General features: G+C 55.9%; 9 protein-coding genes and 3 pseudogenes. 5 read left to right on the forward strand and 7 right to left on the reverse strand.

Annotation, left to right across the window (positions count from 1 at the left end; genetic code table 11):
- Positions 1-61: 61 nt before the first annotated feature.
- The 3 genes and pseudogenes from EAO78_RS15585 (at position 62) to EAO78_RS15595 (ending at position 2,065) form a co-directional block, all read left to right on the forward strand.
- On the forward strand, positions 62-880 hold the full coding sequence (locus EAO78_RS15585) for a hypothetical protein (RefSeq protein ID WP_122106740.1): 819 nt from the start codon (positions 62-64) through the stop codon (positions 878-880).
- Positions 881-1,052: 172 nt separating this feature from the next.
- Positions 1,053-1,376: a hypothetical protein gene (locus tag EAO78_RS15590; RefSeq protein ID WP_122106741.1), complete on the forward strand. Its 324-nt coding sequence runs from the start codon at positions 1,053-1,055 to the stop codon at positions 1,374-1,376.
- A 93-nt stretch (positions 1,377-1,469) separates the two neighbouring features.
- A pseudogene (locus EAO78_RS15595) lies at positions 1,470-2,065 on the forward strand (hypothetical protein).
- 454 nt (positions 2,066-2,519) lie between these two features.
- Here the strand turns inward: EAO78_RS15595 and EAO78_RS15600 are convergent.
- Complete coding sequence (locus EAO78_RS15600) at positions 2,520-3,776, reverse strand: orc1/cdc6 family replication initiation protein (RefSeq protein WP_122106730.1); 1,257 nt, start codon at positions 3,774-3,776, stop codon at positions 2,520-2,522.
- Positions 3,777-4,264: 488 nt separating this feature from the next.
- A pseudogene (locus tag EAO78_RS15605) lies at positions 4,265-4,498 on the reverse strand (AAA family ATPase); the annotation flags it as partial.
- Positions 4,499-4,867: 369 nt separating this feature from the next.
- Here EAO78_RS15605 and EAO78_RS15610 point away from each other — a divergent pair.
- Positions 4,868-5,077, forward strand: coding sequence for a hypothetical protein (locus EAO78_RS15610; protein ID WP_122106731.1), 210 nt, complete (start codon positions 4,868-4,870; stop codon positions 5,075-5,077).
- A 41-nt stretch (positions 5,078-5,118) separates the two neighbouring features.
- On the opposite strand, the gene EAO78_RS15615 is transcribed toward EAO78_RS15610, so the two are convergent.
- Positions 5,119-8,028 carry a helicase-related protein gene (locus EAO78_RS15615; RefSeq protein ID WP_122106732.1) on the reverse strand — a complete coding sequence of 970 codons (2,910 nt, stop codon included), beginning with the start codon at positions 8,026-8,028 and terminating at the stop codon, positions 5,119-5,121.
- A 2-nt stretch (positions 8,029-8,030) separates the two neighbouring features.
- Between EAO78_RS15615 and EAO78_RS15620 the strand changes: the two genes are divergently transcribed.
- Positions 8,031-8,693: a TATA-box-binding protein gene (locus tag EAO78_RS15620; RefSeq protein ID WP_122106733.1), complete on the forward strand. Its 663-nt coding sequence runs from the start codon at positions 8,031-8,033 to the stop codon at positions 8,691-8,693.
- Between the two features lie 4 nt (positions 8,694-8,697).
- Here EAO78_RS15620 and pglZ read toward each other — a convergent pair whose 3' ends face one another.
- From pglZ to pglX, 4 genes and pseudogenes are all read right to left on the reverse strand, one after another.
- A complete protein-coding gene (gene pglZ / locus EAO78_RS15625) occupies positions 8,698-10,863 on the reverse strand; it encodes a BREX-5 system phosphatase PglZ (protein WP_122106734.1) in 2,166 nt (721 codons plus the stop codon).
- A gap of 2 nt (positions 10,864-10,865) precedes the next feature.
- Positions 10,866-11,408: a hypothetical protein gene (locus EAO78_RS15630; RefSeq protein WP_122106735.1), complete on the reverse strand. Its 543-nt coding sequence runs from the start codon at positions 11,406-11,408 to the stop codon at positions 10,866-10,868.
- Positions 11,408-13,018 (reverse strand): hypothetical protein, encoded by a 1,611-nt coding sequence (locus EAO78_RS18515; protein WP_238987731.1) that lies wholly within the window; start codon positions 13,016-13,018, stop codon positions 11,408-11,410. The genes EAO78_RS15630 and EAO78_RS18515 overlap by 1 nt, the downstream gene beginning before the upstream one ends.
- Positions 13,019-13,084: 66 nt before the next feature.
- Positions 13,085-14,977, reverse strand: a pseudogene (gene pglX / locus EAO78_RS18520) (BREX-5 system adenine-specific DNA-methyltransferase PglX); the annotation flags it as partial.
- Positions 14,978-15,076: the final 99 nt, after the last annotated feature.

Here is a 15,076-nt window from a genome sequence, read left to right on the forward strand (position 1 = left end):
GTTGGTTAAGTTTTTCAGCGCCCGCCGAGGGGCGGAGGCGCACTTCCGTCTCCACCGACCCATGACCGACCAATATCTAACGACCGTTCTCGACGAGGCAGAGCGAGTCGCAGAGCACCACGAGCAGGTCGCCCAATCTTCAGACAATCCGAATCACGAGTATCTCCGGTACGCCGTCCTTCGGCTGCTCGAAGAAGAGGCTGACGAGACATCGGTGGAGATACCGCAGATCGACGGCCTGTCCGTCGGATACGGGAAGGATAAGGCGATGTACGAGAGCTGGGACGACGACGTCGAGTGGTGGGAGACGGTTCCGCCGCAGGAGGCATGTACTCGCTTCCGGGTATTCTACCCCGACGAATACGACGCTGTTCCGCGAGTCATCGTCGACGTGATGGCAGCACTCGGGGCGTGGCGTGTCTGGATCGGGAGCGCTGCCGCCTGTGGCTCCTACGACCATCGCGAGCGGCGGGAAGTCCACTATCTGTGGCCGGAGGGGCATCCGGTCGAGGCCCTGGTTGCGAATCGGCTCCAGGATCCCGAAGCTGCGGTTGCCCCAGACGGCGGCCGCTCCGGCGACGTGCGCGATCGGATGGTCGTCACGGAGCACTCGCCCCAGCACGACGACCTCGAGCCGCGAACCAGCCGTGCCGTCGACGAATCGATGGCCGTCTCGCTGCTCGAAAAGGGTGGCCTCTATGAGGTCCGATCGGCGTCCGGAAACTGGTATGAAGTCGACGTGATCAGCGAGTCGTGTACGTGTCCAGACTGGCGGAAGCGTACGCCCGATGGCGGCTGTAAACACCTCCGGCGAGTCGATCAGGAGATCAAGCAGGGGCGGGTCCCACGACCTGATGGGCGTCTCCCCTCGAACTCGTAGGATCGCCCAGCGTTCGAGATCTCCCGAGGCTACTGTAACATCAGACGAAACTCCTTGATGGAGAGTTTCGAGTAGTGAGACGGCTGCTGGAGAACCGGTGAGAACAGTTGGCAGCAACTTAACCAACAAAACTATGCAGTTTGCGCCTGTGTTGGTTAACACAGATCGGCCCATGTCCTACGAGCCACCGACGCCCCCAGCGGACCTCCCCACCGACGTCATCGACACACTCAACGGCTATTCACCCGAGCTGCTCCGAGACGTTGCCCACTATGCCGAGGACCTCGCCGAGCATCGCGAGCGCGAGGCCCGCCTTGCCGAAGCGGAGGAGGAAGACGAGATCGACGAGCGACCCGATGACCTCCCCGATGATGTCCCGACGAAGGCGACGATCACGATCAAGGAGATCAACGACAACCGCTACTACTACTGGCAGTGGCGAGAAGGAGATCGCGTCAAATCAAAGTACAAATCCCCAGTGAATCCGGACGAGTAGACGAACTAGTACCTCAGTCGGATGGCCAGCTGTTCGGGGAGACACCCCGTCTGCGAAGTGAAAGACGCAGGGTACGGGAGAAGTCCCGAGTTGATGAGTGAGGATCCAGTCACTGTCGACGAACTCGCCGAGAAAGCCGACGAGTATCTGCACGAAGCCTCACTCACACCGGAAGAATACGAAGCCCTGAAACAGAGTGTTGCGGAGCTCACGCCGATCTTCTCAGCTAAGAATTCGCACTTTGTCCTCGGCAGCTACGGGAAACATGAAATCCGTCGTCTCCAGCTCGTAAAAGATCGTCTCAACCGACAGCCCGGTGCGTACGCGTTTCTGATGGTCGACATTCGAAGCGAGTTGACGAATACCTACCTCAAGTTCCGGCTGCTCGCCGATCACACAGACGTCATCGTGGGCGTCACCGAACACGCTCAGGGCTGCTTCCTCGTCGAGCAGGGCTACTTCACAGCCCTAGAGGAGTACTTCGCGAAGACGCACGTGTTCAAACGCGAGTACAACACGATAGATGCGGACGCGATCGACACGAACGTAGCCGTCGAGAGTCCTACAGTGGAATGCAGACCGCGATCTTCGAGATGCTCAACGATGCTAGGCGTCTCTGCCGGTGGACGACTGAGAACGACCTCGTCGAGTGTACCGAGGCTCTCGTGAGTGATCAGGAATACCCGTAGACAGAGACTAATCGGTTACTCACACCCCCGACGTTTCTGTCGTTTCTCCACGAAATCCTGTTCACTGATGGCCCAGACAACAAATGAACTCGAACAGGAAGACATCCCCCGTTTTCGAGTAGTAAGTGCGGGGGTGAATCCGTGCAAGATTGGGTCTTCGAACCACGAACCCTCACGGGATAAGTAGTCCACTGGAGAGCGATTGCAAATGCTCGTAAATGAAATGTCGTTTAGATTTTGTCAGACACTCCACTATTGCCAGTAAAATCGGAGGGTAAGACGCTATTAGATGAAATTGGCAACGGTGGTCCTGGTAGTAACTAGTCGGATTGATTGGGGCAGGGAGTTACTGGCAACACCGGAGAGGGTACTGGATAAACTGGCACTGACGGTTGCGCGGTTACTGGCAAAAGTGGAGAGGGTATTGGCAGTACTGGTGTTGGCGGTTGAGAAGTTACTCCAGAACCCGATGCCGCTTGGCAGTTTCACGAATATCGTCGAGCTCTCCGAGTTCACTTTCGAGTGCGTCGAGGGCCGACGACAGGGAGACATCAAGCTCGTATTCGTTGTAGTTTCCGCGTCCACTCGACGAGTCGACCAACCGTAAAATCCCGTGGAGGCTCAAATCCGACAAGTGGTCGTGTACCCGCCTGCGTTTCAGTGGTTCACTACCGTGATTTCGAAGAACTGCTTGATATCGCTCATAGATCAGTTTCGTTCGTTCAGGCGTTTCACCTTCTGCCGCTAGCTGGCAGACAGTCAGGAGCACATACTGCCCCTGCCGGGTCAACGAATGCATCCCTTCGACAACCTGTTGTCGCTGGATCTGATGCTTGGCCTCCCGAACGTGGTCTTCGGTGATTTCCGCCTCTCCACCCGCCATCGCGTCGTTCTCGGCGATATCAGCTGCTTTCCGGAGTAACCGTAACGCCTGCCGAGCAGATCCCGAGTCCTGTGCAGAGAATGCGGCGCACAGTGGGATTACATCTGATTCGAGGACATCGTCGTAGAGCGCGATATCGGCTCGCTGCTTGAGAATATTCTGCAGTTCAGTCGCGTCGTACGGAGGGAACAAGATTTCCTCTTCGCAAAGAGTGTCCTTGACTTTCGGAGAGAGGTTTTCTCGGAACTTGAAGTCGTTCGAGATGCCGACCACACCGATTTTCACATCGAGATCCAATTGCGAGCGTGCTCGTGGAAGCTCGTACAGAATATCGTCATCCGAGCCGATGTTATCGATCTCGTCCAGAACCACGAGAATAGTCCCACCGATCGACTCAAGGTCGTTGTAGAGTTCGTTGAAGATGCGTTTTTGTTGATACCCGGTTTCGCTCATCGGTTCGCGCGAAGACGAGACTGTGGTGAGAGGGTGAGAAGGAGAGCGAATCTCGTTCACGAGATTGACCGCTACCTGATAGGATGTGGTGCAGCCAGTACAGTTGAGTTCAATAACGTTGAGATCGACGTCGTCGTACTCTCCGGCGGATTCTTGCAGCTCCTCAAGAAGATCGTGCGTAGCAGCTGTCTTCCCGACGCCGGTAACGCCATACAGAAAGACGTTGTTCGGTTGCCAGCCCTGAATGACAGGACGGAGAGCGGCCGCATATTCGTCGAGTTCTTCGTCCCGCTCCTCGAGTGTCTCTGGCTGGTAATCATCCCGGAGGACGTCTTTATCCTGGATGATGAACGATTCTCGATTGAATCGGCCCATAGGCGGACTCAAGACGAAGAGCCATCATAAAACCAGGGGTTCCAGTATCACCACTAACCCACCACTCGAACCAGTTATGCCAGTACCGCCCTCGCTTATAAAACACACACACTCCACTATTGCCAGTAAACCTTTGCAACAACTGGAGGGGGTCGTTGACCCCCTCTCTAATTAGCGGTACTTTTAATATATTGTATGTTAAACCAAACCCGTACTAGCGAAAACTCGACTAGCTATAGTAGGTTTAGATAACAGTAACTAGACTAGAGACGTGACATCTTCTGCCCTCCTGTCCATTCTCCCCTCGTTACTGGCAATGGTGGAGTGAGAGAGGTACTTAAACGACGGTATTATTGGCAATACTGGCAACTCTGGTTGCCCTCTCCCTGCTACCATCGCTGCCTACCCGATATTCCAGTCGAAATCTACCCTTCCCGACACCAATCGATCGATGACCGTGGACCTCTTTTCACATGTTTCGCTCGTTCCCACTTCCCGATGATGACCGTTTCTGAATCTACTCTCCGTGATCCCCGTCGTTCATCGTGGTTCGAGATGCAGGTCTTGCCGGCGCCGCTGGGCCCGGTGACGATGGCCGTGTCGGCGGGTTCCCCGTTCGTGATGGGCTCGAGAACGCTGGAGAGATGGTTGACTTCGGCGTCGCGATGCTCAACTTCCCGAGGAACGAACCCGGCGCGGAGAACGCGAGCATCGCGGATCATCGTTGCTTGATAGACTGGTTTTCTGGCTAGTACTAAAAACGTGATTGGGTTGTTTCCGGAACCCATCTATTCAGTTCCATTTTACTTGTCGTATCCCCCTGATGTCGTGCGATTCCTGATTGTGGAAAACCAAGATTTCCGGGAATTTCCGGAATCGGCCCATTAACGGGAGAACCACTTTCTCGTATGCGCATTCTGTCGCCGAGGGCCAGGTAGTCGATGGCGTCCTGATTGCGAGACCGTCCGTGCGAGATCCGTTGTTGCGCGAGAGGGTTGACCGTTCAAAAGGACGAACCAGCCACGTTACTACAGAACGCTAATCAAACACCTCTTCGATACGTCGAATATGCCGACGACAGAACCGAGGGTGTGATCGTCCACCTCGTGGACAAGCACGGGGAGGGCGAGATCGAGCGCGAATACGACGACTGGGAGATTGTGGACGAGGGATGGATTAGATGCATCGGCCCGTCGCATGGTGGCGAACTCGACAGTGGCCACGTACCCGTCTCGTACTACCCACCCGAGCGTGTGGTCTCCGTCGACGTTTACGAGAAGCCTTCACGAAAGTCGGTCTGACGCGCCGGCAGCGAAGCGCTCCCGTCCCGATCTGGAATCGGTTAGACCGGGAGAGCAAAGCAAACGTTCTCCACCTCTGGCGCAAGTGAGATGACTCGAGCCTTCCGCTGCAATTCTTGGCGCCGGTCTTCGATACGCTGCTCAAGTTTGTTGAGCCGTTCTTGTTGACCACGGATCGCGATATCCATATTTGACCCAGCCTCTGCTTTCCGCTCATAGTTCTCGATGAACTCCTCGATCCGCTGGCGTTCAGCCTCCGCATACTCCTCGAGGTCATCCAGTTCTTGCTGGGTCTCCTCTCGGCGGCGCTCGTGTAGTTCTTCCCGCAAAGACGTGACCTGCTGGCTGATGTACCGGTCCGCGGCTTCTCGCAGCTGATCCTGACTCTGTATCAGCGATTGCACACGGTCCGCGTCGGGCGACCCTTTGATACTGTCACCCTGAACAACGCGCTGACCCATCCGCTGCCGGGGGTCATGATGGCGGGCATCGACATACACAGGGATCATATCTTCCCGAATGACCTCGCCCGTCCCATCCTCGAATGTTACACGGTAGTTGTACGCAATCCCCGGTTCGTCGACGAACGGGAGGAGCTTTAGCCCAACATCGCCCTGCTCACCATCCAGGATTTGCTGCATAAGCCGCTGGACCAGATCATCATCAGGTGAGACGTAGTCGATACCATCGTGGTCCATAGCGAAGTTTCGGCTGAACGTGAACGGCCCGTACTCCTCGTCCGTTCCTTGCTGTAGGGAGCGTGGCAGTTGTGCCCTGTAGAGATTGCTTCCGGCTTTCTCGACGTCGCCACCGAGTGCCTCGACACCCCGTTCGACAAACTCGTGGATGTCGGCTTCCGTCCCGTAGACGTCCTCGGACTCGTCCATCACTTCCTGAATCTTCTCTCGGCTCTCCTGGTCAAACGTGCTCGTGTCGATGAGGCTGCGTTCGTACCACTCTTGGAGCGTGCGTTGACGCTCGTCGATGAGCTCCTCGAGTTCCTCCTTGGTTGCACTCGCCGGTTCGTCGTTCTGGATGGACTCCATGATGAGCGAGTCGACGTTGATGTCGTCGAGCATCCCCAACACGTCAGCCGTGTTGCCGAGTTTGCCGCGGATGTTCTCGACCTTGTTCTGGAGCATGTCGAAGATCTCGCCCTCGCGAGTGTCCTCGAACGTGAAGTTCCAGACCTTGACCTCCTTGTCCTGGCCGTAGCGGTGGAGCCGGCCGATGCGCTGCTCGAGGCGGTTCGGGTTCCACGGCAGCTCGTAGTTCACCATGATGTGGCAGCTGTGCTGGAGGTCAATCCCCTCGCTCGCTGCGTCGGTCGCAAACAGCAGCCGGGACTGGCCGTGGTTGAACTCCTCCTCGATGCGGGCGCGTTCCTCCTTGTCGACGTCACCGTGGATGACGAGGATCTCGTCGGCCCAGGGTTCGTCCTTCACGAGGTCGAGCAGGTAGTCAAGTGTGTCCCGATACTCGGTGAACAGGAGGAGTTTCTCGTCGGGTTGCTCTTCCAGCAGCTGCTGGATGTAGCGGCGGACCTTCTGGGCCTTCGAGTCGACGGAGATGCCCTCGGCGAGGGAGACGAGGTCGCGGAGCGTTTCGATCTCCTCTTCGAGTTGCGCATCACTCTCTGTGACGGTCAGCGCCGAGAGTTCCTCCTCAGCTCGTTGTTTGTCCTCTTCGTCGAGATCCTCGCCGTCGAGATACGCGGAGGCCTCTTCCGAGAGACTGGTTGAGGTCGACTGCTCATCGACGAGGTCACCCAAACGACGACTCAGCGTCGCTTGGATGGCGCCGATACTGCTAACAAGACGTTTCTGCATCAGCGCCATGGCGAACCCGACCGCTGGCTCGTTCAGCTTCTCGGAGCGGTTGTAGACGTTCTGGACGTAGTCAGTAACGGCCCGATAGAACTGCCGCTCGTCGTGGGTCATCTCCACGGGAACGGTGTTGACCTCACGGTCGGGGAAGATGCGCTCGCCGTCATCGTCGTACAGCGTTTGCTTCCCCCGACGAATCATCACGCGGTCGACGGCCTCCTTCGAGAGGTCTTGGTCCTCAGCGACGAGGAACGGGTCGATGTACTCGACGAGCGACCGGAACGCTTCGCCCTTGCCGTCGTGTGGCGTCGCGCTGAGCAGCAGCAGGGAGTCGGAATTGCCGGCGACCCGTTCGACCATCTTCGACGTCTTGCTTGGCGACTCGCCGCGCTTGGCGGCTTTGTGTGCTTCATCGACTATCACGACGTCCCAGAACGCTTCCTCGAGGGCCGGCTGGAACTCGTCCTGTCGGAGGAAGGCCTGACTGGTGACCATCTGCTGGTGGTCTTGGTCCCAGATGTTGGCCTCCTCGCCGAGTCGCCGGCGTTCACCCTCGACCCACTGTCGGTCGGCCGGCGTGAGGTTGATGTCGAAGAATCGGTCCATGTCCCGAATCCACTTCTTCTGGAGGTGGGCAGGGACGACGAACAGGACGCGGTCAGCGCGGTTGCGCGCGGTGAGCTCTTTGAGGATCAGCCCCGCTTCGATGGTCTTCCCGAGGCCGACGTCGTCGGCGATGAGCGCACGTTGGCGCAGCTTCTGCATCACCCAGTTGACTGCGGCAAGCTGATACGGTTCGAGGCGGACCAGCGAATTCGAAATGCTCAGCAGCTGTCCCTGCTCGTGGGCGATTTGTAGCTGAAGGGCTTGCGAACGTAGGTCGAACCACTCGGCCGAGACCGATTCGTGGTCGGGATGTAGCTGTTCGGCTGACGCCGAGCGCAGTTCACCAAGTTGATCGCGTTTTGGCTCGACCTCGACGTCGTCGATACAGACGGTTTTCACGCCGGCGTCTTCGACGTAAGCCCGGAGGTAGTCGAGATCGCCGACGGAGTAGGTCTTAATGACCTCGGCGGCACTATCGTTGAGGAGGATCGTGTCGCCAGGGGCGAGGTCAATAGACATTAATGCTTAGTCTTGATAGGGATAGTTACAAATGCTTCGCGGTCAGCGGATCGAAGCCTTGGATTCTGCACCGAATGGGATCCCCTCTCATCATTCATATGGCCTCGTTTAAAATAAACGAACAGCAGCTATCATCGGCCGGAATCGAGATTACGAACATAGTAGCAAAGCTGGATCTTGATATAGAATTAGATCTATCTTATTTGTCGACACAAATACCTAATTCAACGTATGAACCTGAACAATACCCTAGTCTAATATTCCGGCCAGAAAAACTCCCAACTGTATTAGTCACCCGTTCAGGAATACTCCTGTTTACTGGTGGGAATTCAATAGGTGACCTGAAGGCTTCATATCAATGTATTTCCGATGAGTTAGAGGAGATTGGCGTGAGTGATGTTGGAGAAACCGAAAACATCGAGATTGTGAATATTGTCTCATCCTTCGAACTTAGCTCAGAGGTCGACTTGAACTATCTCTCGGTCAGCCTTGGACTGGAAAGTGTAGAGTATGAGCCTGAACAATTCCCAGGATTGGTTTATAGAATCGAGAAAGGACCAGTTGTGCTTATTTTCGCCTCTGGTAAGGTGGTGATTACAGGTGCAGAAACCACAGCAGAAATTTTGAACGCAGCCGATACAATACGCGAGTTAATTCCGAACTGACCTCCTACTCCCGGGTTACTGTCACAAAGTTCAATACGAACTCCTGAGGTAGAACACCACCATGGTAGAAGCGTGCGTCCGGTAGTCCTTGGTTGCGGAAGCGTTGAATAGGATCAGCGAGGACACTGATTTTCGTATCATCGTCAAGGTAGCCGAGGTGAGCGTTCTCGTCAAGGAGGACACCGGGTGCATCCCCGTCGATGTCTGTTCCGGCCACCCAACGGCGCGTCACCTGCTCCGCCTCGTCCGGTGGATAGATGCCATCAAGGTCGATGTTCTGGGGAAGGGAGACAAAGCCGTGGTCGGCGAGTATGTACGCGCGGTCCCACTCCCCCTGATCGAGCTTCTCGCAGATGATGTCCGAGATTTTCTCGATGCGGTCGCTGAACAGTGCCTCGAAGTCGGTCAACTCCTCTTCACCGGCCTTGTCGAGGTCGTTCCAGTAGTACGCGACCCGGGTGTTGCTCCATCCCGAGGCGTCGTCCTCGCTCTGCATGATGTAACTCCAGCCATCGTCCTTCAGCATCTTCTCGCGCTGGTAGTTAGTGATCTCGCGGCCGTTGCGTTCCGGAACGAGTTCCCCGTCGTCGAGTTCGATGTTGAAGCTGAACTTGCTCCCGGGTGTGAGTGCTGCCTTCCCAAACTCAGTATCCGAGGGGAGCGTTCCGACCCAAGCAGTCTCGTCGACTTCGAGGCCGGGGAGTTCACGACGGACGGATTCCGCCAGTTCGTGAGCGAGGTCGAAACGCAGCGCGTCGACGATGAACAGCGCAACGCTCTGGCCACTCTGGAGGTGTTCTTGCTCCTGGTCGAAGAACTGGTGGGCGTAGTTTTCGCCGACAAACGGTGAGCCTGCCTCGATCTGGTCGACGACAAGGTCACCGAGGTCGCTGAGGTAGTCGAGGTAGCGTGACTCAGTCAACGACGTGCGCAGGTCGTCGAGACTCGCCGTCGCGGGATGCTCCTCGGGGAGGCCGTGCTCGGGCTCGCCCGAGATGATGAGATTGAAAACGGCGTTGTCGATCTGCCAAGTCCCATCGTCGACGTCACCGTAGAGGTCGACGACGTCAGTCGTATCGCCGCGCTCTTCCCACGTTTCGAGTTCATGCGCGAGCTTGGCTACCTCTACAGCCTGGTTCCAGACGCTCGTCCACGGGACGTCGCCGTAGGTCGTTTCGAGGCGCTGGTAGCGTGTGGCCGCTCGGGTCGTACATGTCTCGTACTCCCCGTCGTGGAACGCTTGCAGCCACTCGTTCCACAGCTCGTGTTCGAGCGAGGCGTCGACCGGACAGTCGGCCAGTTCCCACGGATCGTCGTAGGATCGAAGAATATTGTGCCAGAACTGGGCGTCGGGATCGAGGTACACGTGCGCCAGCTCTTCGGCACGTTCTGGGTCGACTTTGCTCAGTAGCGACTGGAGTTCAGGTCGGGAGATCCCGAGTCCCGAACTGGACTCGGGTTGGTATTCGGCGTCGAGGAGCGACTTGTCGAGTCCTTCTTCGACGAGCCATTCGGCGACGGCCCAGCGCCGGGTACGTGTCACGAGTACGTCCTCATCGGTGACGCCGTCGACGGCGGCGACGCCGTTGTCGACTAACAGATCGCGAATCTGTAGCAGTTCGCTGGTCTCGTCGGGAAGGTTCTCGCCGCCGTGTTCGAGAACGAACTGAACCGGGTCTTCGTGGCCATCGAGGACGATCTTCGTCTGGAGTCCCTGGAGCGTTGGTAGGCCACCCTCGCCGTTGAGTTCCTGGAAGAGCGTCTTGGCGACCTGTTCGCGGTCGCCTTCGCCGACGTCTTCGTAGGCCGTGCGGATCGAAGCGGCCTGGATGCGGTCGTTCTCGAAGCAGCGTGCGGCGAGCTTTCCGATGTGCGCTTCGACGACGCCGCCGGTGTTCTCGACATCTTTGAACCAGTCTACGTCGTCGCTATGGGCCTGTGGTACGTACCAGACGGTTCGGTCGCGGGGGGCGTCGGCGCGTAGCTCGAGTGGCGTCTGTTCGGCCGTATGGAAATCACAGCCCAGCGAATGACTGACCTCCTGGACGATGTCGCGGAGGTAGCCACCATCGTCCCACCAGAGCACGACCGGGTCCTCGTCGGGTGCCTCATCGATGGCAGTCACGATGGCGTCTTCAGCGCATCGTGGAAGGGTTTTCGTCGCGGGCATGGTTATTGGGAACCTTTCCGTTTCACGGCTTCAAGTAGTTCCTCACGCGTGTCAGAACCAATCCGCGCGACACCAACACGCTGATAGGTGAGGACAGTACATCCCTTCGCCTCCAAATCTTCAAAGTCAAGTCTATCAAGCGAACTTCGGGCGGCACCGAGACACCAGATTGATTCCGGCTTGGCTGCCTCAACGAGTTCATCCCATACCTCTTCAACTGTATCTTGAAAAACACTAGATGACAGGAGAATAATCATTACATCTGCATCGGCCGCGGCATCAAGGAGTTCGGCTCTCGCTTGTTCGGCCATACCGTCACTCCCAACAAGCCCTTGCTCACCTGTATACACAACAGACATTCTTTCTTCGCCTCTGGCCACACCATATTCTTCCGACAGAACGTGTAGGCGAGCATCTGTCATCTCTACAAGCTCGTCGTACAGGCCTGCGACCATGCCGAAGAGCCCTTCATAATACTCCTTGACCGGCTGGTCGCGATCTCCGCCTGTCGTATTTGATCCTTCTGCGAAGATGTGTGCCTGCATTAGATCACCTTGTTATCAACCGTTTCTGGGACAATTTCAGCTTCGACGAGTGGGGTGATGTTGATTTCTACACCGTGTTTTCGATTCGGTTGATAACCGCCGGTCGTGATTTCCGAAAGCGCACGGTCGGACCAGTTCGAGGGTATGCGTTTATCGAGCTCTTGACAGCGGTCATCGATTTCCTCGGCCAGTGCCTTGAATTCGGCTAGAGGCGGGAGGTCTTCAATCTCTTCGACCCCCTCGTCCTCAGCTACCTCTTCTAGGTATTTTTCGTCTACAATTGAGGAGTCATCGATCCCTGTCGCGAGCGAGGCAAGGAGGCGTTCATCTTCGGTCAGATTATTGAACGGGGCACCATCATCATTGAGAAGGTCGGCACCTTCGCGTTCGAAATAGTAGGTCATGAACAGAATTCCCGTACTAGAGTAGTGGTCTGATCCTTTGAGCCGACGTGTAAAGTAACCAAACAAATCAGCTAGGTGAGCATCGACGGGTTCGTCCACTGGCTTGGCGTACTCCTCGCAGGCGTGTTCGAGTTCTTCGAGCGTTTCGATCCACTCATCGTGCCAATCTTCGATGGTGTTCCAGAAGTTGTCCGAAAAGGTATTTTGGAACCACTCCTCGCTGTTGCGGTCGCGCAGCTTTGCCAGTGTCTCGACGCGCTGACGGGTCTCCTCACGGAAAACTGCAACCTTCGGAGCTAATACCTCGACGTACTCGCGTCCCTCATTGCTGAAGTCTCTCGTGTCCGTGCTTCCAAGGTCCTGAAGTATGTCCTCGAAAATACTTATCTGGTCGAGCCCGTTCGCGCAACGCTCGTACTTTTCGGCGGCCTCAGCCTGCTCGCTAGCGGAGAGTGAACCCTCATTCCGGCGACGGTTCGCAGCACTACGGTTCTCTCGCAATTCGGCTTTTCGGGGTTCGAGATATTGGTTTGCGAGCCGGTCAAACAGACTGGCGTCCAGGCTTTGGTAATCGACAAAGCATGCGAAGCCCTCACCTTTCGAATCAGCGATCAGGCGGTCCGTGGTGAACCGCCAGATGATTGGCGTGTTCTCCATTGTATCAACATGATAATCAAATAGATCTTCCTCTATGAACGAGCGGAGATTGGGATATGCCTCCTCCGATGCAGATTTGGAGCCTAGGATGTCGTTGATCTCGATTAGCCGTTCTTTTGCGTACTCTCCGTAAGCGTCTTCAAAGCGCTCAATGATGCGGTCGAGCATCGTGGCCTGGTTGGCGCCCCCGTGTAGGGGGATAATCCCATCTGATTCCTCACGGACAGCCATCATCGCAAAATGGTGAACAAGGTCTAAACAGTGGTCACGTATCTTGTTTTTCGGGAACAAGTCGCCCGACGATTTAGAGCCCCGCACCTGGATTTCTGTCTCAATTGCGTTCTTAGTTTCTTCAGAGACATCGAACAGATTGTAAACGAGCTCGTCGGATGCCTCGGCAGACGAATTAATTTCGGACTCCCGGAATCTGATTCGATCGTTGGCTATTTCGACAGCCTGTGAGATTGACGTTTCGGGTGAGATAGTCTCTTCACTGATGTTCGCCTTTCCAGTCGGCGCCTGAGCTATGTGTGGATGTTGATCATACACGAACGAATCAGTTTGTTCGTCTGGGAGGATGCGTGGTCCTACGTAGTAGGGGCTGGTGGGATCTCCCTACCTTTGAGATACAAACATTTCATACTGGGATTTCGCTTGCTCTTCCAATTGCTTGGTCTCGATTTTCGATGGGTCGTACGGAATTCGACCAACATCTCCCGGATTCCACTCCCGATCTGGAGTTAAGGAGAGAAACAGCCCGTGATAGAGTTCGGAGTTGAGCACAATTTGCATTGCCCAAGCCGAATGTGTATGGGGAAATACCATCGGGCCTTTCTGATCGAAAATGCCGCCTTCGGGATAGTAGCCGAATCGACGCCCGGTTTCTTTGATATAAGTCCAAGTCAACCCCTCACGAAAGTAGTAGTCGGTGTTCTGTGGTCGGGATGAGGAGAGCCGCTTAATTTCGGCCCCGTCGTTGTCCCACCAGATCGTCTTGATGGTCTTTGGAAGCGTCCAGGCGTCGGTACCCCCTTTCGCGAAGGGATAAAACGGCTCATCGAACGAGACTTCCCAATGGTTCCGAACGAATCGTGGGTTGTTCCCTGTTTGAAGGCCTGTTTTCACGTCAGCGACGGAATCACCATCGATCTGTGCGACATCCGCATCGACGAATGGCGAATCTTCGAACAGCGCCCTCGCTTCGTCCATCGTCCAGTAACTCATCGGCGACTTCGGGAGACGACTGAATTCCGAGAGTTCGACGCGATAGAGCCGCCGGACCTCTCCCGATGTGCCGCCTAACACCTCAGTCGTGAACACGCTCTCCTTCAAATCCGCACTCGGATCTTCGAGTCGAATAAAGCTCCCGTGCTCCTGCGTATGTTCTCCGGACCGGAGTACTGTGCCAACTGTTCGAACGGTAGCGTTATCCAGTATCCCCAGCCCGAACTCTGCGAGAAAGTCGAAAGAACCGATCTTCCCTAGAAAGTCCTTCCTGAAGTCTTCAAAACTCCGCTTGAACATAAAGGAACGTGGGATGAGCATCCCGATTCTTCCGTTCGAAGTGCAGAGGTTGTTACAGACCTCCACAAAATTGACGTAAAATTCTGGATAGTACGTGTATGTTTTCTCAACGTATTCCTGCACGGGATTTGGCATTCGGCCTTTAGCACCGTATGGCGGATTCATCAACGCCACATCGTAATCCTGCGCCAGAATATCTAACAGCCGAACGAAACTTCTCAGGTCCTGTGCAAGAAACGAATCCGTTTCTCGGTGCTCCTCCACTGCTTGACGCAGACTGTGAAGGACTTGCCCGAGCGTGTGGCTCTCTCGGGGGTCATCACCTAAGGTGATCTGCACACCCCCAACATCGCTATCATCCTCGAACAGATCGCCGAGTGTCCCACGTACGTCGAGTAGACTCCCGAGGCCATGGACTTCTTCGAAGGCGTCCAGAATTTGCCGCAGCGCATTCTCGACCTCTTCGTCGTCGCCAGCGACCTCTTCGAACACAGCCTCAACGCCATCGACCTCAGCGATTGTCGCATCAGCACAGACGATGCCGACTTCTGGCATATCGAAACCATCGGCGCCCTCGTCCTCGGCTCGAGTTCGGCCTTTCAGGTAGAGATTAAATGCAGCGAGCTGACAGGCACGCATATCCAGATCGACACCATAGAGATTGTGCTGGAGGATCTTCTGCGGGATCTCTTCATAAGGCAGGTCTGTCTCGGCGCGCCAGATACGCTCCAACACGTCGAAGGCATATAGAAGGAAGTGGCCGCTTCCACAAGCGGGGTCGATGACCCGAAGCTCTTCAGGGTGATCGAAGTCGGTGGGTTCACCCTCGTCTTCCGAAGGGACCAGATAGGTACAAAAGTCAGCAATATTAGGGGTCTCGTCGGGTGAAAGTGGTCGGGTTTTCCTTTTATCGGGGGAGAAATCCTCCTGCGCTTCGACAACATCTTCTAACTCCCCAGTATGTTCGAGATAGAGTTTTCCGAGCGAATTGTCGCTAGTTGTCCACTCTGGCTCAGCAGCTCACAAGCTGACACGTTGTAGTGAAGGAAGCGGGTGAATCAGGAACCTGATTCATCCGCTGTC

The organism is Halobellus captivus, from assembly GCF_003697845.1.
Lineage (GTDB): Archaea > Halobacteriota > Halobacteria > Halobacteriales > Haloferacaceae > Halorubrum > Halorubrum glutamatedens.